Raw genomic sequence first — 22,805 nt, 5'->3', positions numbered from 1 at the left:
GCTAGCCGACGATAGTACGTTCGCCTAGCAAGTCGGAGAGTCTACGCTTCTCAGCGTTGAGTCTATTGATCTCGGCCATGCGCTCTAGGATCGTCGCATGATCCCCCGAGCGCTGTGCCTGCTTGATCTCCGTATGTATGTCTTGGATGAGGCGTACGAGGAGCGCCATCTTATAGCTATTGCAAGCCCTTAGAGCCACTGATCCCAGATACCTTGCTTCCTTCCTTTGTTCTTCCTCCCGAGCCTCTTCTTCGGAGAGGGCTGCGGAAGCTGTAGCAGAGGCTGTCGTCAGGTAGCTGGGAAGGAGATCTTGGTCAGGACGGTACTCCAGCAGTTCGCTCTCACTCACTAGATCCGTAGTGACCTTGCGAAGGTGATCCTCGGGATGATTAGCAAAGTGCGTGACCGTCGTACTCCCTTCTCCCTCCGTCATCGAAGAGAGTTCCTCCATGAAGCGACCGAAGAGAGGGGAATACATAGTTTCTGCCCCGACGAGCACGAGCTCTCGCTCGATGAAGGTGCGTAGCATGAAGTAGCTATCCTCTTCGGGGTACTTCTCGCCCTCATACTCTGGAGTAGCCATGCCCATGGGGATGATGATCTGCCGATCGCTGTAGAGGAGGAGGAGCTGCATCAGTTCCCGCTCGAAGGGCTCGATGCTATCCTCCCGTGCCACCAGAGATCCAAAGGCTTCGTCTGAGGCGGCCTCTGTCTTGTCGGGGGCTTCCTCTATCTGAGGGGGGATGGATGCGGAAGGTTGAGGGGTATGTTCGCTCGGCTCATAGCTACGCTGAGGAGCTACGAAGCCTTGAGCCGTGACACCACGACGACGGAGCTTATTCACCTCCTCTTGCAAGAGATGCTCCCCCATCCTGAGGGTAGATGAGGAGCTCTGGATGAGGACGGCTCGCTGGATGCTGTCGGGGATGAGCGCAATGCTACGCATGATGTCGGAGATCAGCTCGGCACGTCGCAGAGGATCTCGCTCCATCTCCTCTTGGTAGAGCTCAATCTTGAAGTGGATGAAGTCCGTCTCATGCGTCTTCAGGTATTCCTCTAGTTCGCTACTGCTGTGACTACGGGCGAAGGAGTCGGGGTCTTCACCTTCGGGCAGAAGTACGACCTTGATACGGAAGCCTTCTTCGAGGAGAAGGTCGATCCCTCGGAGGGCGGCCTTGATCCCTGCAGCATCTCCATCATAGAGGACGGTGATGCTGGAGGTGAAGCGACGGATGAGTCGTATCTGATCGAGGGTAAGAGCCGTGCCTGAGGATGAGACTACATTCTCTATCCCCGCCTGATGCATGGAGAGCACATCGGTGTAGCCTTCGACGAGGTAGCACATGCCCTTCTTGGCAATAGCACTCTTTGCCCAATAGAGACCATATAGCTCTCGGCTCTTAGAATAGATAAGGCTCTCTGGGGAATTGACGTACTTGGCGGTCTTGGCTGACTTAGTCATCACACGGCCACCGAAGGCGACGTAGCGTCCACTGAGATTGCGTACAGGGAAGATGACTCGTCCACGGAAGCGGTCGATACCTACTCCTGGGCGGTCTTCGTATTCGATCGTAAGGCCTACCTCGGAGAGACGGCGCATAGGATAGCCCGCCTGCAGTGCAGCTTGGGTGAATGCCGTCTTGCTCTCTGGCGAATAGCCTAGCCCGAACTTCTCGATGGTCTCAGGGCGTATCCCACGCTCCCTAAAATAGGCCATCCCGACCGATCGCCCTTCTTCGGTATCGGTCAGTTGCTTCTGGAAGAACTTCGCCGCAAAGTCATTGACGACGAAGAGGCTCTCTCGTTCGTTATTGCGCTGCTTCTCTTCTTCGGTCTCTTCCCGTTCGACGACTTCGATATTGTACTTCTTCGCTAGGTACTTGAGCGCCTCGGTATAGGAGAGCTGCTCATGCTTCATGATGAAGTTGAGCGGTGTACCGCCTTCCCCGCAGGAGAAGCACTTGCAGATATTCTTCGCAGGGTTGACGTAGAAGGAGGGGTTGCGATCGCTGTGGAAGGGGCACAAGCCGACATAGCTTACCCCTTGGCGGCGTAAGCTGATGAAGTCGCTGACTACATCTAGGATCTGAGCGGAGTCAAGGATCCGCTGTCGTGTCTGCTGATCGATCAAGGGTGGGAAGGGCTAGAGCGGGATGCGCTGGAGGTCTTCGGGGGTGTCGATGCCGATGGTAGCGTGATCCGAGAGCATGACCCGTATGCGTAGGCCAGCGTCGAGCCAGCGTAGTTGCTCTAGGCTCTCACCTTGCTCTAGTGGCGAGGGAGGAAGAGCTTGGATCTGGGGAAGGATCTTCGTGCGGAAGGCATAGAGACCGATGTGCTTGAGGTATTGGTGCTGGAGCGCCCAAGGCCCTTCACACCCTCGGAGATAGGGGATGACTGACCTACTGAAGTAAAGGGCATTACCCGAGACGGAGCTACGGACTAGCTTCACGGCATTGGGGTTGGCTAGCTCCTCGTTGGAGGTCGTCGATGGGAAGGGTTGAGCAAGGGTAGCGATATCTACGGCTTCATGATCACCTTGGGTCTCAAAGGCTGAGATCAGAAGGCGTATCTGTTCGTCAGCGATGAAGGGCTCATCCCCCTGAAGGTTGATCAGGATATCCGCCTCCTTACCCAAGAGCTCATAGGCTTCGAGACAACGCTCCGTGCCCGAATGGTGATCGGGCGAAGTCATCACTGCTTGATAGCCATGCTCCCGAACTACGGAGAGGATACGCTCATCATCGGTAGCGACCACCACGTCGGGGGTCACTTCAAGGGCTCGCTCCACGACACGGATGATCATAGGCTTACCACCGATGTCTACGAGGGGCTTGCCTGGGAAACGAGTAGAAGCATAGCGAGCGGGGATGATCGTGATGACGCGCATAGCAGGGATGAGTAAGGGTTGATGTGATTGAAATTCCTTGGCAAAGGTACGAGATTCTATGATTCTAGAGGGAAGGCGACGCCAGGTAAGGATCGCCCCATCTCCCTAGGTCGCTATGCAAGGTACCCCTCGCTTCTCCTCCTTACTTTACAGCTCTCAAAGGACAAGAGCACCTACTATTCCTAAAGAACGAGGTCATCCGATGAAGACGCTTAGCTCCATCGGATGACCTCGATAGTCTTGTTCTATTAGGTAGTACCTCTACCTACTTACTGGGGCTAATATACCTTGCTGGATTTTGGGCTCCCTTAAGATTACAGGTCTCTGGCAATCTCTTCCCCAGATAATGGTCTTGTATCTCTTGGCAAGCGGGTTTGCCCTCAAATTCGATTCTCCCAGATCCCTCATTAGAGGGTTTCCATTTCCCTTCAAAGATTCCTTCGATAATTCCACGATGCACGGCGAGAAGATAGGATGTCTGGTTAGCCCTACTCAGGGATAGCTTCCATGCCTTTCTAGCAGCTTCGTAAATATCCTTCCCCTCAGAAATAGCACGATCTATCTTTACGGCTATAACCGAGTGCTCAATTACAACAGGGGTAGCTGAATAGATCTTATTTATTTCCTCAGCAGAAGCTAAACCGAGCAAGGCTGAGTGGTGTCCTCCTTGTATGTTGGTCAAGCGTTTGGACTTATCGTAGAGGAAGGTGTGTTGAATCGAGTTGAATACATCGATTAAAGTCGCTTCTACTTGGTAAGCCAACTCCTCGTCCGCGAAGCCAAAGCGAGCGATGTAGATATCGACAGATAAGCCTTGCTTTTGGATCTCTCTTATTCGGCTTGCCTTCTCGCTTTCTCCATTGGGATTTTTGATGTGATCAAAGCATCGATCTTTATTTCCCTTCCCTACATAGAAGCAGGAGGAATCCCGTGGATCAACAAGGAGGTAGACATAGTAATTAAGTACGTCATGCACTTCAGAGGTAAATCTTTCCATCTTTTATTCTTTTAAAGGTTAGTATGTCTTCACGAAGGTAAGGATAATATCAGAGCATACATAGCCCATCAGAGTGTAAGATGTAATTATCTGGGAGGTTTCTTTGGATGTGTCCCTTCTTCTGTGATGTTTCCCCTCGCTCAGTCATCAGATGAGCTCCTAAAGCATAGAAGGAAAATCTCGGGTAGTTGCGAGGATAGATGACGGAGCTATACTGAGAGGGGAATCGAGGCTCAATATTGGGGAAGAATTACCTCGACGGAAGGGACTCTTCGGGAGGATGAAAAAACGACCTATGGTGGGTCGCTTAGAAAACCTACTGTGGGTCGTCGATGCGACCCACAGTAGGTCGCATCGACGACCTACCGTAGGTTTTATTTTGCCCCTGCTCTAGGGGATGATGATCAGGCTTGGCTGGGAGGAGCGAAAAGCAGGGGAAGCACCCTAAGAATACCCTAAATCCTTTGGGGTACTTTTCGTCTTAGCTCTATGGACGATGACCCTAGGCGATGGGGATAGAAACAAGAAGTCCTACACCCAATGGATGGGTGTAGGACTTCTCGTAAAGCGTGGGGAGGGAAGGTGGGACTAGAGCCCGGGCCAGTTGCTGAGGAAGTCAGGCGAGGCGGGGCTCTCTGCTTCGAACTTCTTCTCGATGTCATCGGGGAAGTTCGGGAAGAGATCAAAGCCGAGCTTGGCCTCTAGATCATCGATGGAGAGGGCAACTGAACGGATAGGCGTATCCTTGCCATAGGCGCGGTGCTCTACCCAAAGACCTAAGCCATGGTAGGTAGAACCCTTCTTGACGACGAGCGCCATCCAGTAGTACTTGGGGACGACGATCTTGCCCTTCACCTTCTTCTCTTCGACCTGACCATCAGCGATGGTACCACCCTTGGCAACATAGAGTACGTCACGGAAGCTGGAGTTACGCCCCCAGCCTTGTACCTGCTGCTCGAGCTGCATCCAGTACTGCTGGTTCAGATCGCCGAGCTGTGGGCTCATGTTGGAGTAGTAGAAGGTCTGCTGATTGGCTTCGAGGCTGAAGGTGCGATCGGATGAGGCAACCATGTGCCCTCGGTCATACCCGCTACCGCTGAACATGAATTCGGTCGAATACTGCTTGGGGATGTTGGGATCCCAGCTCCAGGCATTGGTGCGCTTGACCTTAACGGCAGAGTTCACGTCGTCAAAGGTGAAGCAGACGAAGCGAGGATGTAGCTTGTTTACATCATATTCGACGGAATAGTTGACGATGCCATTAGCTCGGTGCGTGATGTAGTAGTTGTGACTACCTCCGCTGAGGGCTGGAGCTTCGAGAAGGGTAGCATCTCCTAAGACATGCTCTCCCGTAGGATCAACTGGACCGCCTCCCTTACCTTGCTGTGTGATACGAAGGGTATCTTGCACGCCTTGGGAGGAAGCGATGATCTTAGCCTCTCGTGTAGCACCAAGGTTTTCGCTCACCGAGACGGCTACACGTAGCCCAGTAGTGCTCTCTCCCTTAGTTTGCTCTAGTTGGATCCAAGAGCTGGCTTCGCTGGGGACGACAGAGAGTGTCCAGCTGGAGCGAGCACGTAGCTTGATGAAGAAGTTAGCCCCTTCGGTGGGGATAGCCTTGATCTTGGTATCTGAAGGGGGGAAGAGTAGCTGTAGCTGGTCAGAAGGACGGATAGGCTGATCTGACTTCTTCGTGGTACAGCTGCTCCAGAGCCCTCCTCCTAGCGTAAGGGCTAGGAGGAGATACTTGAGGCGATGTGATTCGAACTTGATACGCATAGCTGAGACTTATCGTTTGCCGAAATACTGCGTGATGAGCGAAGCGAGGAGCTCCTTCTGATTCTCCTTAGTGATGGCCGTAGACTCCCATTCATCGAGGACGAAGGTCTGTGAGGGGGCATTGATGGTGAGCTTACGATGGAGGAATACATCTTCTGCTGCGGGCTTTCCTTCACCTACGAGCCAAGCCTTAGAAGGATCACCCCCTAGGTAGTCAATGACTGCACCGCCCTTGAGTAGAGCGATAGGATCATTGCCGTTGTAGTTTAGTTCAGCTGCGAGACCAGAGCTGGTGTAGAGCTCTGCCTTGGTATGGCGACAGACTAGAGAAGCCTTCGGTGCTAGCTTACCCGAGAGGGGAACGAGCACCTGATCATTAGGAGCCTTCGCAGGGGTGTTATTCTTCCCATAGATCTTGATCTGGATCGAGTACTGGCTGAGGTCTACCTCTTCATCCGAAGGATTATAGATCTGTAGATACTTCTCATTGCCCGCTGCACCCTCGGCATAGACCGTGAACATCAGCCCCTTCAGCTCTACCTGTGCCTCAGAGCAACGCTCTGCAGTAAGGCCCTTGAGATCCTCGAGGGTACGAGGCCAGAGGTTGTAGTGGACGGTCTTAGCCTGCGTATTCTTGTCCGTGGTGGTGGAGCGCTGGATGATACCGATGATCTTACCATTCTTATCTGAGGCATTCTCTGACTTGAAGGTGCTGTAGAAGGAGATGGCTACAGAGAGCTCGGATACTCCCTCGGGTGCTTTCGTGACGCAGTCGGTGATCCTATTGAAGAAGGTAGGTGCAGAGGTCTTACCTGGAGCAGGCTTATTGGGGTTGAGTGCCTTGCCTGGGTCTTGGAACTGAGCCCCGTCTACTGCGACAAGGATGTTGTCATACTTGCCGGTATAGACTTCTGCGAAGGAGAGGGCCTTAGGCTTGATCTCTGAGACCTCACCCGTAGGAGTGACCATCGTGGCTGCATTTGCTAGACCGGTATAGTCGATCTGGAGCGAACCCTCCTGATAGCGTGCTACCTTAGCCCCCTTGGTCTTGATCGAGAAGACCATGCCAGACTTCCAATCCTTGGAGGCATTGGCTGTGAGTCGTAGGGTGATGCCTTGATCACCAGCCTGCACGACGATATTCTTGAGGCTAACCATGTTGTTAGCTGGGATATCGGAGAGGAGGACAGCCTTGAAGGTCACCTCTTCGTCCACAGTGACACTCTGTCCCGTATCGTACTTCTTGATGAAGTTCGCTAGATCAGTGCCATCGACTTCGACGGGAGTGAGTGGCTGGTCGGGATCCTGGCCTGGGGTGATGGTCGCTGAACCATCGCCTGCTTGGGTGATCGTGTAGAAGATCGTCTGCCCACCAGCACGGAAGGCGAACTGCCCCCGTCGAGCTTGCTGAGAAGGATTCTTGAGTACACGGATGGTCACATCCTGCTCGCCAGCCTGACCTGACTCGGGCTGGATGCTCAGCCAGTCGAGGGCGGTGGTAGCTGTCCAAGCACGGTTGGAACTGATATGTAGGGTAGCGGTGCTCTCGTCCTTGCCTATGATGGTCTTACCCTCGCTGTCTTTAGTGACTTGGCTGACCGAGATCGTGGGGCGATCATAGACATCATCATTGTCCTTACAGGAAGGAAGGGCTAGGGTGACGCAGGAGGCGATGATGAGGCTCCAGCGAGTGATCTTATTTGGTATCATCAGTCGATTATGTTTGTCGTGATGGGATGATGGTATATGTAGAGGGAGGGCTAGAAGCGAGGAGCAGTCAGCTGGACATCACTCTCACGGAGGATGATCAGCTGTGCGGTCTCTCCGAAGTAGGTGAGTAGGGCGGTGACGCTACCCGAGCCTTGGGGAAGGGTGCGACCTGCGAACTTCGCATAGCTACTCGTACGGACGATGACCTTGCCACCCTGACGATCCACGAGGGTGCGATTGACATTCCTATTCTTGTCCTTCCCTTGGGGATCGGCATAGGTCTGTCCTAGTTCGGAGGAGAGGAACTGCACGTCATCTAGACGGATGAGCCTCCCTGCGTGCTGCTTGTTCAGTGTACCTACCGAGAGAGCGAGCGGAGTGACTTCGCTTCGTCCTTCCTTGAGTAGGGAGCGTGGGACAAGGAGCTCAGGGTAGAAGCCTGTCTCGTACTTCTCTTCCTTGGAGGGGTAGCCCAGATTGATCTGGCCACCATATCTACCTAGCTTCAGATCTTGGCATAGTAGGCGTACGCGAGTCCCCTGAGGGTAGATCGAGCTAAGGTTGCCTAGGGCGAACTTGAGCTCCATCCCTCCCGTCTCGTCCTCGATGTAGCAAGTCTTGTAGAGGTTCCCCTCGCTGTCGTCGGAGATGATGACAGCTGAGATGACGATGGGCTTCGAGATGACCACCCCTCCAGGCTTATAGAGCTCCTTGAGCTGGCGAATGGTATGGGTGGGCAGGGGTAGCTTCTCCAGAGCTTCGGCTTGTGTGTCGAAGCGTGGGGGTGCTACTTCATTGTACTTCTCACAGCTGGTGGCTCCTAAGCCGAGTAGCATAGCGAGCGAGAGCGCATATTTGTGATAGCGATGCATAGTCTAGGCGGGATTAGAATTGGAGCGTCGTGTTGAAGAAGAAGGTCGTACCGTAGACATACGAGAGCTTGGTGTCGAAGGGACGATAGAGTTGCTGTTCGCCCTCCTCGGTACGGATCGTACGGATACGCAGCTGCTCATAGCCTCCGTTGGGTAGTCTACGATTGTTGAGGATATTGCTCACAGAGAGGTTGAAGCGCAGATAGGTGCCGTAGTTGATGCGCCAAGAGTAGCTAGCGAAGACATCTACGGTGAAGCCATCCTTCAGTCGCTCGGGGAGGATATAGCTGTAGTCTAGGGAGGTGCGTCCTCGGTCGGTGCGCACGACGGGCGACATAGAGACATAGTTGCGCCCGAAGTAATTCGCATTGATCCCGAAGTTGGCATACCAAGGAGCGTAGTAGGTAAGCCCTACCGTCGCCGCCGTCTGAGGCGTGCCACTGAGGTTAAGTCCCTTCCAGTAGACACGATCCCGATCGATGATCTCATTGGAGTTGTCGATCGACTGGATGTAGGTGGGATTGTTCGCATACTGATACTGCCCCAGAGCAAGAGCGGCATTAGCGGTGAGCGTTGGGCTCAGCTTAGCTTCGAAGCCTGCCTCTACCCCCAGATGACGTGTAGCGATGCCTGTGATCGTATAGTTCGAGAAGGAGGCATGACTATCGTCGTAGAAGTTCATCGACCGAGTATGGTCAGCGATGTGGGTATAGAAGGCAGTCACACGCCCACGGAGCCAAGGGAGACGTACTAGATACGAAGCCTCCGAGGAGAAGATCTTCTCACTCTTGGGATCCTCTACGTAGCTGTGGCGGGTACGAGGAGAGATGAAGAGGTTCTGGAACGTAGGAGCTTGCTCTACATAGCTCACATTGGCTTGGAGGTAGTGATGGCCACTGAGCTTGTAGGTCAGCCCTGCCTTAGCAGCAAGGTCGTTGAATCGGATCTGATCCGACAGGCCATAGGAGTTGTCGGGGAAGAGACCTCGCTTCTGATGCCCTTCACGCTGGAGTGCCGTATAGGTATAGGAGAGACCCGTGTAGGCATCCAGACGCTGGAGATGGTAGCTCGCATTAGCCCACATCTGGTAGCGGTCAGTCATCGAGCTGTAGTCGTAGCTGAAGCGATCGCCCTTGTGGACGATGCGGTCGGGATGGAGGAGGTCTACTTGGCTCTTCGTGGCATCACCACCGAAGTCACGCTCAGCGAACTTATCTATATCGTAGGCGAAGTCTGCACCGAGGAGGTCACCCACCTCAGCGTAGTTGGCCGTGCGGTTGTGACGGAAGTTGACCCCTGCCGTCAGCTCTAGCCAACTCTTGGGGAGCCAGTTCATCGAGCTAGCCCAAGCAAACTCACGCTGATCGGTATGTCTATCCTCGATCATGTAGAGCGCCTTACGTCCCTCGGCTAGGACACGACCATTAGCATCACGCACGGTCGTTAGGTTGCCTCGGTTCGCTTCGTAGAGGCGATCCCAGTTGATGTAGCGTACATTGGGATCAGAGCGCCATAGCTCTGCATAGCGAGCAGCGGTCTCTGCATCCTGCCCGTTGGGATCAGCCATGCGGGTGAAGTACGAGGGTAGGTAGCGGTAGTAGTCTGCTCGTGGGTCGGGAGCGTTGTACCAGTTCAGCGCCGAATAGGCATTCTTCCCGAAGCGGTAGCTGAGGGTAGAATTGATGCTGAGGGTCTTCTCTAGGTTGGTGAAGTAGTGTGCGAGCTGTAGGATCGGCTCATGATTGCGTCGCTCACGAGCGTTGCGCCACTTCCCTCCCTGACGACCGATATTAGGATTGTAGAAGTTGGAGCCTACGAGGTCATAGGCCTCTTGGGTAGAAGCACTCGCTACACCTCGGCGGGTAGGAGCTCCGAGGGCGATGAAGGCGAGGCTATTTGATTCGTCCAGCTTCTTCTCGACCCCGAGGAAGTAGCTCCAAGCATCGTAGTACTGCCCACGGACATAGGAGTACTGCCCATTACCCGAGCGGCGCACGAGACTCCCTGCGAAGCTCCAGCCATCACGTCGCTCCCCAGAGGTATAGGTATAGGCGAAGCGGTTGCTGTAGGTGCGGTTGCTATTCGAGTAGGTGAGTCGCTGCTGAGCGGAGTACATCGAGGGGCGTGTGGTGACATTGTTGGTGATGCCGACGCTCCCGAAGCCTGAGACGATGGGCTCAAAGGTCTGTGAGGTCTGCTGCTGTCGTGTCATGTCATTGAGACCTCCCCAGAGAGACCAAGCGGAGTAGCCACTATTGAGGTCGTTCATCCCGATACCGTTAAGCATCTGCTCGTTGTAAGGGGAGTCGTAGCCACGATTACGGAAGCGGGCGGTGCTGAAGACATAGCTCGAGGCACTGAGGTAGGGATCACGGGAGGAAGTGAGTAGGGATACTCGGTCCTGTGAAGACGAACTCTCACTGTCTGTATCCTCCGATACGATGAGCTCATCGTATCTCGCTGCTGGGCCTTCGGGTAGGGCGACTAGCTTCAGCTGAGGGAGGCTTAGAGCTTCGCCATCCTTCTTGACTAGCTCGATCTGCTTCGTCTCGTAGCCGTCAGCAGTGAAGGTCAGCGTGTAGCGTCCTCGTGGTAAGCTGGCTAGGAGCTGGCGGGCATCACTCCCGAGGAGCACCTTCCTCGATACGGGCCCGTAGATACTGACTTGTACCTTGGAGATAGGCTTCCCACTGTGGCTGTCGATGACCAGAGCACCATCAGTCGTCTGCGCTAGACTAAGGCTACTGAAGACCAGAGTACAGGCAAGTACGGTAATTAGTTTATTCATGCGGCTGCATTTAATGATGATCCTATACTCGCCTTAGGTGCGCACCAAGAGCCTCCCCCTAGGTTAGCTCCGAGAGTGAGACTCCATGAGATGCGCTTGAGCCTACTAGATCTGATTGACTCTCAGGACAGAAGGACAGCGAGCAAGTTTTGTTACATTTGCACTACTAAATTACACATTCTGCTCGTATCAACCCCTAGAATCATGTACATACATCTGTCAAGAAAACTCCTAGCCATCGTTCTTGCTCTCCTCTTCACCTCCTCGATGATGGAGGCACAGACGAAGAAGCAAGTACGCCTGACCGTAGCCTTCTACAACCTAGAGAACCTCTTCGATACCATCGATGGGGAGAACAATGATGCCGACTTCCTCCCCGACGGCAAGAATCAATGGACTCCTGATAAGTACAAGCAGAAGCTCCACAATATGGCCTATGCGATCAGCCAGATAGGCTCCAAGCGAGGCCCCGATATCTTGGGTATCTGTGAGATCGAGAATAGAGGTGTCCTCGAGGATCTGCTGAAGGAGCCCGAGCTAGCAGATGCAGGCTATGAGATCGTACACTTTGACTCTCCCGACAAGCGTGGTATCGACTGTGCGCTCTTCTACCGCTCTCGCTACTATCAGCTCTCTGATGCTCGCCCTCATCCCGTTCGACTCAAGGGCGAGGACTACATCAAGACACGTGATGTCCTAGAGGTCAATGGCCTCCTCTTGGGCGAACCCGTCACCTTCCTCGTCGCTCACTGGCCTTCGCGTGTCGGTGGGGAACAAGTATCGCTCAAGCGTCGCTTGCAGGCTGCCGAAGTGATGCGCTCGGTCACGGACTCCCTCCTTGCCGCTGATCCGAAGAACAAGGTCATCCTCATGGGAGACTTCAATGATGATCCTACCTCTCCTAGTGTCGTCGAGGGCCTTCGCTCTAAGGGAACTCCCGAGGGTCTTGCCTCTACGGAGCTCTACAACCCCATGGCAGCGCTCTATTCTTCGGGACGAGGCACCTTGGCCTATCGTGATGTATGGAATCTCTTCGACAACATCCTCGTCACACCTAACCTCATGGCAGGACCTGAAGACACTCTTCACCTCCAGGCGGATAAGGCCTCGGGGCACTATGGCTATATCTACAATGCAGACTTCCTGACTCAGAAGACGGGGCACTTCAAGGGCTATCCCTTCCGTACCTTCTCCTCGGGTCGCTTCCAAGGGGGGTATAGTGACCACTATCCCGTGTACATCTATCTGACGAAGACCATCGAGTAGCCTCTGGGCTACATCCCATCCCTCTATACAGATCGAGCCTTGCTCCCATCGTGGGGGCAAGGATCGATCTCGTTTAGTGAAGCCGTATGAGCGGGCAAGGCGCTACTTCTTAGTCTTCGCCTTGTCGAGCAGTGGTAGGTACTTGGCATAGCCCGCCTGCTTCATCTCTTCACGAGGGATGAAGCGAAGGGCAGCGCTATTGATGCAGTAGCGTAGCCCTCCGAGCTCTTGGGGACCGTCCTCGAAGACATGCCCCAGATGAGCGTCTCCTGCCTTGCTCTTGACCTCGGTACGTATCATGCCATGGGTCGTATCTCTCTTCTCTACGAGTAGGGTCGTGTCGATAGGGCGAGAGAAGCTGGGCCATCCACAGCCCGACTCGAACTTGTCCGTAGAGATGAAGAGGGGCTCTCCCGTGGTGATATCGACATAGATCCCTTCACGCTTTTCGTCCCAATAATCATTGTCGAAGGGGTGCTCCGTGCTCGCATGCTGGGTCACGGCATACTGCGTGGGGGTGAGTCGACGGCGTAGCTCTTCGTCGGAGGGCTTGGTGTAGGGGTTGGCTTCCTTAGCTAGGCGGAAGAGCTCAGGGCGAATATGGCAGTAGCCTCCAGGGTTCTTATCCAAATAGTCCTGATGATAGTCCTCGGCGTTGTAGAAGTTCGTCAGGGGCTTAGCCTCGATGACGATCGGAGCAGTGTACTTCTTCTGAAGTGCTGCGAGTGCAGCTTGTATCGTCGGAAGATCCTCTGCATCGGTGTAGTAGATCCCCGTGCGGTACTGGTCTCCGATGTCACCTCCCTGCTTGTTGAGGGTCGTGGGGTTGATGGTCATGAAGTAGAGCTCGAGGAGCTTGCTGAGGTCGATCTGCTCTGGAGCATAGACGATATGCACGGTCTCGGCGAAGCCCGTCGTATGCTCGCAGACCTCCTCGTAGGTGGGTGCGGTAGACTTGTGGCCATTAGCATAGCCTACCTCGGTGGAGACGACTCCCCGTACTTGCTTGAAGAAGTGCTCGGTGCCCCAGAAGCACCCTCCCGCTAAATAGATCTCTTTCATTGGGCGAATATCTTTAGTTTGCTTTTCTCTTCGGTGGGTGTGTGCCCATAGCCCTAGACAGCCCAAGAGAAGGAGGCCGAGGAGAGCAAGGCTACGCATGCTTTTCTGTTTCATCATCGTGTATACAGGTGGGTTAACTGGTTATTAGAGAGTGGTAGGTGTCTCCTACCTCCTCGTTCGTCATAGTCCTTGGGAGGAGCTTGCTAAGCATCCGCTCAAAGGGGGCGAAATCTAAGCCCACATCCTACTAACAAACGGCTGTACCCAATGGTTACGTGCGGTGAAACTAAAGATTATCTATTCTCTGCGCTCGGGGACGATGATGGGTCGCTCGAGCGACCCATTCATGGGTCACCACAGGACCCCATGAATGGGTCGGTGCGGTACCCCATGAATGCCTCCCTTTCGTAAGCTATGGATGGGGGGCTGAGGGCTTGGACTACTAGAGTACCAAGGCCAGGGCTTTAGCTAGGGAGGTAGGGTCATGTCAGGTGAGGGAGAAGAAAGAGGGCGAGATACCAGCCGTGGCTGATATCCCGCCCGTGGGGTGTGTTCATGCGAGAGGGGCGCTTAGTTTCGTTTTCGTCCCCAGCGCTTGTAGTACTCGATGTTCTTGTCCTCACGCTTCTTCTTCGCTTCGTCAGGCTTTACCTTGCGTAGTTCTTCGGGCTTAGCGACGAAGGGGGAGACAGCGTGGATGTTCCACTTCTCCTCCGAAGTGAAACCCTTCTTCACAGCAAAGGTCTGAGGGCAATAGTACACCTCTTCGGGGTCTCGAGTGGGATAATCCCCTGGGGTAAATTCGTCATTGTGGTCCTCGTCTACGATGAGTCGTAGGTAGTAGTCCCCAGGCTTGAGGTCTCGGAAGGTCACGAGACAAGACTCGATGGGCTGGGACTTCCCTTGGACACTATCGATCGGAAGGCTGTCTGGTGCTACGACTTGCCCTCTCTGCTGGGCGAGAAGGTCCTTGAGCATCTTGTCTCCTTCGGCAGAGGAAGCACCCGAGGATAGCTGTGTCGTGTCGCTCTTCACCGCACTTGCCCGAGCTTGTAGGAGTACGGCATCGTTCTTGTCGAGGAGTTGCACGAGGGCATTGGTACGGATCCCTTGGAGCATCACGGAGAGATGTCCTAGTTCCTCCTCTTTCTGGATCTGCTGGGTATAGGCGGTCGAGTCAGAGACTGCTCCGTAGATGTCTCGTAGAGCAGCGGAGTCGAGTGTCGCTCGGTAGCTACGGCCATAGGCACGATCGAAGCGTAGGGTATAGCGTAGACGATCAAGCGAATCCACCTCGAGGGTAAAGGGCTGAGGCTTGTAGGTCGAATCTTCTCGCACCTCTAGGCGGACGGCGGAACTGGGGAATGCCTCCAGCGGACGAGATGCCACGAGGTACATGCTGTCGCTAGGAGTGCCTGACCGTAGTCCCTTAGCACCAGCGATCGTCAGCTGAAGGGGAGAGGGCTCGGGAGTACCTTCCTTAGATCGCTTCTTCTCACGAACTTGCGGCTTGATGAAAAGCAGTGTGTCTGTCTGCTCTCGGACGACGAAGAGGGAGTCGGTCTTGGGGTAGGTGAGGGTGAAGCGTACCGAGTCTCGGGCGATGAGTTCGGGATCCTTGAGCCAGAAGTCTACGCTACGCCCCTTAGCGGTAGCCCAGTAGAGCTGATCCTCGGCGGAGGAAGGCTTGTCGAGCGAGCGTAGGCGAGGTAGCTCCTTGACTTCGGTCAAGAACTCTACGTGACAGACCAGACTATCCAAGCGACTATATCGCTCCATGCCGACCTGCTGGAGCTGGGCTACAGAGTAGCGCAGGGCGATGTCATTGGGGAAGTAATAGGTGTAAGGGCGGGTGACAAGCGAGTCCCGATAGAGGGTATCTCGGCGCACGATCGAGTCAATGCGTATCGTGTCGGTACGCATGCTGTCGAGGAGGCTCGTCTTGTAGTCCCCTCGGGAGAAAGCTAGCCCTTCGCTTCGGTCGCTATACTGATAGTTCGCATCGTTATCCTTCGTAGCGAAGACACGGTAGGTACTATCGGGAAGCCCACGCATGGTGAAGTAGCCCATCTTGTTCGTCTTGCTGACGTAGGGGAAGGCTACTTTCTGGAGGGTGCTATCCTGAAGCATAGCGCTGGGATAAGCTCCCACGATGAGCCCGCCGATGGGCTCGTAGGTGAGGGCATCGACGATACGACCCGCCACCTGCATGGAGTCAATGCGCTGACCTGTGGAGATGAGATAGCTAAAGCCTTCGAGAGGATTGTCCTCGTTGTTGTCTACGATGACATCATCGAAGTAGAAGCTATAGGTCGTATTGGGGCGGAGGGTATCTTCGAGATGGATATTGACGTGCCGTCCCCCAGCGGTGATACGTGCAGCCTCTCGCTGCGGGGGAGATACGATGATCTTGTCGGTTTGGCTTGAGAGCTTGACATTCTCATCGAAGGTCAAGACGAAGTGGCGTGCTGTGACCCCCGTCGCCTTGACCTCAGGGTTGGCTTGGAGTAGCCGAGGAGGTTCCATATCATAGGGCCCCCCCTCGGGCGCTCCTTGGTTGGCACAGCCCCACAGCAGAAGAGTTCCTGCTAGGAAGCTGAGGGCAAAGTGCATCGTTCTATTTGGGTTCATCCAATAGGGTGCTGATTATATGAGTTGATACGAGCTGAGAGATGCTATCGGTGAGCCCAAGAGAGGACTAAGCACTGGCGTGCTTCTTCTTGCTCGTCATGATCTTCAGGACCTTGAGGTCGGTCTCGGCCATGCCGTCCCGTCCTAGGTCTGCCAGATTGTGGATGCAGATATCGATGTCGTCATCTACGATCCCTTCGGTAGAGGTCACTACATGGCCTTGCATCGAGAGCATCGCAGAGATGAGGGCAGAGCTTACCCCCGTAGAGGCCTTGAGGCTACAGCTGGGCTTAGCTCCATCGCAGATCATACCCGAGACATTGCCGATCATGTTCTTGACCGCTCCGATAGACTGCTCCTTCGTGCCACCCATGAGGTAGGTGATCGCACACGCAGAGCCTACCCCCGAGACGACCATACCGCAGAGGCAGGAGAGACGACCCAGATGCTGCTTGATATAGACCACGAGGAGACTACTCATCATGATCGCACGTGTCGTCTTCTCTTGGTTTGCCCCCTGCTCTTCAGCAAAGGTAAGGACGGGGAGCATCGAGGAGATCCCTTGGTTGCCACTACCTGAGTTGCTCATCACCGTGATAGGCGCTCCGTCCATGCGTGCATCACAGGCCGAGCTGGTGTAGGCAAGCATGCGGGTCAGTGGGGTATTGCCGAAGTACTGCTTCCCGAGGTCACTATTCAAGAGCTTTCCGAGGCTATGTCCGAAGTTGTGCGCCAGTGAGAATTCGCTAGCTCGCTTGTTCTGTAGGGCAGCCTCGTAGATGAAGCTAATCTCCTCCAGAGGGGCCTCTAGTGCATAGCTATAGACGAGGTCGAAGGTGAGCGCTATAGGCTCTTCTTCGGGTGTCTCGTCAGCACATGCATCCTGTGCTACCTCTTCTTGCTTTGGCTCCAGACGATCCACTCCATCCAGCGAGAGCTCAGTGAGCCCCGTGTGAACTGCCTTGATGACCGATCGAGCGACATGCCCTTGGGTATCGGTCAGTCGTACCTCGATATACAAGCGGTCGATACCGTCCCCTTCTTTGAGTCCCACCTCGATACATTCAGTCTTGGTGAGAGCTTTGGCTCTCTGTAGCTCCTCCTCGGTGAAGCTATCCAAGAGCTCAAGTTGCTTCTCGGGCTCGGCTAGGACTGCTCCTAGAGCGATCGCTATCGGTATACCGAAGGTCCCTGTACCGGGGATGCCTACGCCCATAGCGTTCTTGAGCATATTGGCGCTGAGTAGGACTTCGATACTCTTGGGTGCGGCATCTACAAGGGATGCTGCATAGGCGACAGCTAGAGCGACAGCCGCGGGCTCTGTACAGCCAGTAGCGGGGACGACCTCACGGCGTATCAAGGCAGTGATCTGCCGAATTTCATTAGGTGTAAGCATGGATCTGGAGTGGTCTAAGGTAGCGTGTAGTGTAGTGTGACTACTTTCTCTGGGTGCGGAGCTTGGTGACGAGCTTCTGGTCCTTCTCCGTGAGGCCTATGTAGCCGCCATTCATCGCAGGCTCCCAAGTGCCATAGTTAGGATTGGGGAGGACGATGAAGCGTCGACCAAATTCCTCAGCGAAGCGAACAACCCCTTGGTCACGTACCGCTTCGTCATGGATGTCGAAGAAGTGATCGAAGTCCCCGAGGTTGTCGCCAAGGAGCATCAAGATATTGTGTGTCTCTAGGACCTTATTACGACGAGCGGTCTTGTCCGAGGTCTTGTCCTTGAGCATGAAGTGGCTGTCGTCGATCTGGGGGAAGCCTAGAGCACGGAGGTTGCGCATCGTCCCCGCCCGATTGAGCTCATTGCGATTGGAGATGTAGTAGATATCTACACCGAGGGCATCTGCTCTACGGAAGAAGTCTACTGCTCCCTGCAGTGCTACGGCATCGGCCTGATCGCACCACTTGTCCCATGAGGCTTGTACGTAGTCTTCGCCTCGGAGAGCTTGGTAGACGGAGTTGGCTGTATTGTCGACCATCGTCTCGTCGATGTCCGTGACGATCGCCCAGCGCTTCTCCCCTGCAGCTAGAGGTCTGGATGTAGTGGCGAGGAGTCGCTCGGTAGCGATATTGTAAGCCTGCTGACAGAGCGCCTTGTATTCTGCTGATCGCTGGATCCAAGCCGAAGAGAAGAGCTTACCCCCGAGGGTAGGGCTCATCGCATGGGATACCTGACGCTCCTGCTGGTAGACCGTACTCCCTCTAGAGCCTACGCTGATGAAGCAGCTTGAGAGAAGAGATAGTGATAGGAGGGAGGATGCTCCCAGAGTAAGAAGTCTCTTGGTGTGAAGCATGATAGGGTGGGAGATTAAGAGTTCGTTTGATTCTTGAGATACTTGAGGTAACAGGTGCGACAGAGTGGCTGGTATTCCTTGGCCTCACCCAGCATCACCTGCTGGTCGCCAGAGACGAGGCGGTAGGAATAGTTTGCCCAGCTACCACAGCCGACACAGATCGCATGGATCTTGTCGACAGAGTCGGCGATGGCGCAGAGGTGAGCCATAGGGCCGAAGGGGAGACGCTTGAAGTCCATGTCGAGACCAGCTATGATGACTCGGATCCCCTGATCTGCTAGCTGCTCTACCACATTGGGCAGGCGCTCGTCGAAGAATTGTGCCTCGTCGATGCCGATGACATCCACGTCAGAGGCCAGAAGTAGTAGGTTGGAGGAATTGTCAATAGGGGTAGAGGCGATGGTATTACGGTCATGGGAGACGACAGCGACTTCATCGTAGCGTACATCGACCGTAGGCTTGAAGATCTCAACTCTAAGGCCCGCGATCTTTGCTCGGCGAAGACGGCGAAGGAGCTCTTCGGTCTTACCGCTGAACATCGCTCCACAGATCACCTCGATGCTGCCTCGTACACGGGCTAGACCCGTCTCAAAGGTGTTTAGCATGGTTCGGCTCCTCCTTTATGGTATCGTGCCGTGAGTCGGCGTGCTCCGCCCTCTACTTCTTCTAGGGTGACACGTACGGTATCAGCGGGGAGGAGATCCTCCATCACTTCGGGCCACTCGATGAAGCATAGGGCACCACTCTGGAGGTAATCCTCTACTCCTAGATTGAGTGCATCGGAGAGCTTCTCTAGGCGATAGCAGTCGAAGTGGTAGATGAGCTCACCCGAGGGCTCAGCTCGATATTCGTTGATGATGGAGAAGGTAGGGCTATTGATGACATCCTCTACGCCCAGAGCTGTGCAGAGCGCTTTGATGAAGGTGGTCTTGCCCGTACCCATAGGGGCATAGAAGGCAAAGACATCTCCCCAAGGGAGGACCTCTTCGATGAACTGCCGAGCGATAGGCTCTAAGGCATCAGGGGCAGCTAAGAGGTAGGTGGTCTCTGTGTCCATTAGTCAGTCTTGTTGGGAGGAAAATTAGGGGTTTCTCCTCAGTATTCTTGCTTACAAATTTAAGATATTAAGTGCATAGTGTGATAAGGTAAAGTCCGCCCCTTGCATCCACAGAGATGCTAGGGGCGGACTTTGTAGGATAGAGCAGGGGAGAAGCCCTAGCTCATCGGGTGAAAACGACCACGATTAGAAGGTGAACTTCAGACCAAAGTAACCTGATCGGGGCATCGTAGGACCGTAGATATAGCCACTATCACGGTCTGCTCCGAAGTCATAGTCACTCTGGAAGGCATTGAATAGGTTGTTGAGCCCGCAGTAGATCTGGACATTTGCTCTGGTGAAGAGGCGGAGGTCATAGGTGATCTTAGCTCCGAGGTCGAAGAAGCCCTTGGTCTTGACCAGCTCGTTCCATTCGACATCGGCTTCCTTCTGCTTCCCGTCCTCGAGGATGGGTGCACCCTTGTCGTCGACAAGAGGAAGCTTGTAGCCTTCGGTGCGAAGTCCCTGTGCGATGGCATTGCGGTCGGTGACAGCAGAGCCCTGCCCCCACTTGACGACATGAGGCACGTACATCGATCCCGTGTAGGTACCCGTCAGGGCGATATTCAGCGGACGAATAGGATTGATCCCAATCGTGAAGTAACCATAGGTAGAGGGCGTACGAGTGATCTCCTTCGAGGTCATTGATACAGTCTGAGGCTCTCCGTCGGCAGCTACGTTGTCGAAGTCCGATCCATCAGCCTTGGGGACGAAGGTCTCATAGTAAGAGGCATCGTGATCACCCTTGATCTTCTGACGTACACCCCATTCTTGGTTCACGTCATACTTGTTGCTCGTCAGGGTGAGCCCAGCTTGTAGGGAGAGCCAGCGGTAGGAGATCTTCCCTTCGAGATTTACGCCAAGGACCTTAGCCCCCGAGGATACCTGCTTGCCGTTGTCATCGATCCCGTAGTTGTGACGGGTGTAGTAGGAGATCCCGTTTTCGGACTTGTCCTTGTAGTTGGTGAAGACATCTAGCAGGCGGGTGTAGAAGCCTTCGACGAGGACGTTAGCCTGTGCTTCGCCCAGACGGAAGTACATATCATTGCTGAGACTGAAGGAGTGAGAGATCTCAGGACGAAGGTCATCTGCGTTGGTGACACGCTGAGCCTCACCACCCACGACTCCTACGTGGAGGTCTTCGTCGAAGACCTGTGGAGCACGGAAGCCCTTAGCATAGGTCGCACGGAGGTTGATGTTCTTCGTGGGGTTGAAGCGAAGAGTAGCACGAGGGCTGAAGATAGCAGCCTTCACTGCGGAGTTCTCATCTAGGCGAGTCCCGACGAGGAGGCTCCAGAGATCGTTCTTCCACTCTACCTGAGCGAACTGGCTAGCATTACGGATCACCTGATGAAGCGCAGGGGAGAGGGAGAGCGGGTTTGCACTGAGGTCGAAGCCATTCTCTAGGGTCTTCTCCGTCTCCCACTCTCTCAGAGGCATCTTGTCCTCTAGGCGGTCGTAGCTGTATTCAGCACCTAGGAGGAGCTGGGCAGGCATGAAGAGTAGACGAGAGAAGTCGTAGGTGTACTGAGCGCCACCGACCCAAGTGAGACCACGGGTGATCCCGAAGTTCTTCCCATAGTCTAGAGGATGGATGGGCTGGCCGATCTTGCCTGTACCTAGTGCTTCACCCTCATTATCTGTCTCAGTACCTTGAGGGGTGATTAACTTGTCTCCAGCCTTGTTGCGGAGCTTAGGTTCGCCGATACCTCCGTAGTAGCTATTACGAGTGACGTGCTGCGCCGAAGCGTAGAGCTGGAAGTGGCTCTTGTAGTCTGAGCTGTAGCCATCGAACTTGAGGTTACCACTATAGACCGAGTGACGGACGGATTCTGCTACACCTGCGACATGCTCGGGCCAATCGATATGGTCACCCCCACGACGAGCTTCGCTGAAGGTGTGGACTTCACCGGTCAGACGCGTGTAGTCGGTAGGACGGAGGTAGCCACGGAAGCCCAGTGAACGGGAGTCAAGTCGCCCCAGTTCGCTGTAGCCATCGCCATTGACATCGTGCTCCTTACGGTAGCGAGCTTGGGCGAAGACCATCGCTCCAGCACGGTTGTCATCACTGACGAGGGAGCCGTTGAAGCTGAGGTTATTGTCGAGATCCTTGAAGCCAGAGAAGCCTACACTTTCGTTGAAGGAGAAGCTATTACGCTGAGGCTCCTTCGTGATGATATTGATCACCCCTGCGATCGCCGAAGAGCCGAAGAGGGCAGAGCCACCACCACGGACGACCTCGACACGCTCGATCATGTTAGTAGGGATTTGCTCTAGGCCATAGACCCCTGCAAGGGCACTCATGATGGGACGGCTGTCGATGAGGATCTGTGAGTAGCGACCATCAAGCCCATTGATGCGAACTTGGTTGAAGCCACAGTTCTGACAGTTGTTCTCGACACGCACACCTGGCTGGAAGATCAACCCTTGGGCGAGGTTCGTCGCATTGGTGTTCTCGAAGAGCTTTGCATCGAGTACCGTCACGAGAGTAGGAGCTAGACGACGGAGCGTAGCCTGACGGTTGGACGAGACGACGACTTCGTCGATACGGATGTTGTCCTGCTCAGCCTCGAAGTTGACTTCGGGGACCTTGTGGGGTTGGACTTCTACGACTTTCTCCTGACTCAGATAGCCAAGCCCACGCATGACGAGGGTGACCTTCTTTTGCTTGAGATTTTTGAGGAAGTAGTGCCCAGTAGCATCTGTTGCCGTGCCGAAGGTCGTGCCTTTGATCGCAATGGTGATCCCAGCGAGGTGCTCTCCGGTCTTAGCATCAGTTACGTGCCCGATGATATTCATATCGGTCGGTTTCCCTTGAGCAGCAAGCTCTGTACTTAGTCCTAGGGCGCAGGACAAGAAGAGTTGCAGAAGGAGCGTCAAGGAGTAGAACTTACGCATGTTGTTGTGTTGTTAGTTTGTTAATTCGCCTATAAGGCATGGCAAAAATAGCATATAGGCCAATTGATTAGATGGGCTCAATACAATATACATATATATAGGTAGGGACAGAGTCCTTTTCTGGGGATTATTTCAGGTTCTCTTCCCAACTCTATGGTAGCCTTCTTTCTAACCCTATGGTAGGTCGCCTTTACGACCCACGGTAGGTCGTCTTACCGACCCACAGTAGGTCGTGATGAGGACCTACCGTAGGTTTCTTGAGCCCCTTTCCCTAGCCCCCTTCCAAACCTAGATGGATAGTGGGATGTCACAGGGGTAATCTATTCTCAAGAAAAGCCTCTTTAGAGGGGGAGATGCCCCCGCCTATTTAGCACTTAGTAGGATGGGTAAAACGTGATTGGGAGATTTCAGAGGAATATGTATCTTTGGCAAGTCTTCGCTATCAATACAAGCGAAGGCTGTCTGCACCATGGCACGACTCGATAGCTCTCATCTCGGAGCAAAGGCCTTCCCTTTGGT

The 22,805-nt window shown here is 54.3% G+C and carries 15 protein-coding genes; 1 reads left to right on the top strand and 14 read right to left on the bottom strand.

Going from position 1 to position 22,805, the window contains the following annotated elements:
- Nucleotide 1: 1 nt before the first annotated feature.
- From dnaG to Q0336_RS03700, 7 genes are all read right to left on the bottom strand, one after another.
- Nucleotides 2–2,131, bottom strand: a complete 2,130-nt coding sequence (gene dnaG, locus Q0336_RS03730) for a DNA primase (protein ID WP_298525852.1) — start codon at nt 2,129–2,131, stop codon at nt 2–4.
- Between the two features lie 12 nt (nt 2,132–2,143).
- Entirely contained in the window at nt 2,144–2,890 is a 747-nt protein-coding gene (gene kdsB / locus Q0336_RS03725) for a 3-deoxy-manno-octulosonate cytidylyltransferase (protein WP_298525850.1), read from the bottom strand.
- 265 nt (nt 2,891–3,155) lie between these two features.
- On the bottom strand, nt 3,156–3,887 hold the full coding sequence (locus Q0336_RS03720; RefSeq protein ID WP_298525848.1) for a hypothetical protein: 732 nt from the start codon (nt 3,885–3,887) through the stop codon (nt 3,156–3,158).
- A 588-nt stretch (nt 3,888–4,475) separates the two neighbouring features.
- Complete coding sequence (locus Q0336_RS03715; RefSeq protein WP_298525846.1) at nt 4,476–5,666, bottom strand: DNA/RNA non-specific endonuclease; 1,191 nt, start codon at nt 5,664–5,666, stop codon at nt 4,476–4,478.
- A 9-nt stretch (nt 5,667–5,675) separates the two neighbouring features.
- On the bottom strand, nt 5,676–7,376 hold the full coding sequence (locus Q0336_RS03710) for a DUF5689 domain-containing protein (protein WP_298525844.1): 1,701 nt from the start codon (nt 7,374–7,376) through the stop codon (nt 5,676–5,678).
- A 50-nt stretch (nt 7,377–7,426) separates the two neighbouring features.
- Nucleotides 7,427–8,248 (bottom strand): DUF5689 domain-containing protein, encoded by an 822-nt coding sequence (locus Q0336_RS03705; protein ID WP_298525843.1) that lies wholly within the window; start codon nt 8,246–8,248, stop codon nt 7,427–7,429.
- A 13-nt stretch (nt 8,249–8,261) separates the two neighbouring features.
- Nucleotides 8,262–11,036 carry a TonB-dependent receptor gene (locus tag Q0336_RS03700; RefSeq protein WP_298525842.1) on the bottom strand — a complete coding sequence of 925 codons (2,775 nt, stop codon included), beginning with the start codon at nt 11,034–11,036 and terminating at the stop codon, nt 8,262–8,264.
- Nucleotides 11,037–11,240: 204 nt separating this feature from the next.
- On the opposite strand from Q0336_RS03700, the gene Q0336_RS03695 reads away from it, so the two are divergent.
- Nucleotides 11,241–12,302, top strand: coding sequence for an endonuclease/exonuclease/phosphatase family protein (locus Q0336_RS03695; RefSeq protein WP_298525840.1), 1,062 nt, complete (start codon nt 11,241–11,243; stop codon nt 12,300–12,302).
- A gap of 102 nt (nt 12,303–12,404) precedes the next feature.
- Here Q0336_RS03695 and msrB read toward each other — a convergent pair whose 3' ends face one another.
- The 7 genes from msrB to Q0336_RS03660 form a co-directional block, all read right to left on the bottom strand.
- Nucleotides 12,405–13,481, bottom strand: a complete 1,077-nt coding sequence (msrB, locus tag Q0336_RS03690) for a peptide-methionine (R)-S-oxide reductase MsrB (RefSeq protein WP_298525838.1) — start codon at nt 13,479–13,481, stop codon at nt 12,405–12,407.
- 453 nt (nt 13,482–13,934) lie between these two features.
- Nucleotides 13,935–15,995 carry an Ig-like domain-containing protein gene (locus Q0336_RS03685; RefSeq protein WP_298525836.1) on the bottom strand — a complete coding sequence of 687 codons (2,061 nt, stop codon included), beginning with the start codon at nt 15,993–15,995 and terminating at the stop codon, nt 13,935–13,937.
- 67 nt (nt 15,996–16,062) lie between these two features.
- Nucleotides 16,063–17,391: an L-serine ammonia-lyase, iron-sulfur-dependent, subunit alpha gene (locus tag Q0336_RS03680; RefSeq protein ID WP_298525834.1), complete on the bottom strand. Its 1,329-nt coding sequence runs from the start codon at nt 17,389–17,391 to the stop codon at nt 16,063–16,065.
- Between the two features lie 40 nt (nt 17,392–17,431).
- The gene (locus tag Q0336_RS03675) at nt 17,432–18,292 is read right to left on the bottom strand and encodes a 5'-nucleotidase, lipoprotein e(P4) family (RefSeq protein WP_298525832.1); all 861 of its coding nucleotides are present in this window, start codon (nt 18,290–18,292) and stop codon (nt 17,432–17,434) included.
- A gap of 14 nt (nt 18,293–18,306) precedes the next feature.
- Nucleotides 18,307–18,897, bottom strand: coding sequence for a thymidine kinase (locus tag Q0336_RS03670; protein WP_298525830.1), 591 nt, complete (start codon nt 18,895–18,897; stop codon nt 18,307–18,309).
- Nucleotides 18,891–19,349, bottom strand: a complete 459-nt coding sequence (gene tsaE, locus Q0336_RS03665; RefSeq protein ID WP_298525829.1) for a tRNA (adenosine(37)-N6)-threonylcarbamoyltransferase complex ATPase subunit type 1 TsaE — start codon at nt 19,347–19,349, stop codon at nt 18,891–18,893. Before tsaE ends, Q0336_RS03670 begins: the two co-directional genes overlap by 7 nt.
- Nucleotides 19,350–19,535: 186 nt before the next feature.
- Entirely contained in the window at nt 19,536–22,286 is a 2,751-nt protein-coding gene (locus Q0336_RS03660) for a TonB-dependent receptor (RefSeq protein WP_298525827.1), read from the bottom strand.
- Nucleotides 22,287–22,805: the final 519 nt, after the last annotated feature.

It is taken from the genome of uncultured Porphyromonas sp. (assembly GCF_938039215.1).
Classification (GTDB): Bacteria; Bacteroidota; Bacteroidia; order Bacteroidales; family Porphyromonadaceae; genus Porphyromonas.
Note: the sequence above shows the minus strand (reverse complement) of the source record. Positions and strands in the feature narration are given on the sequence as shown.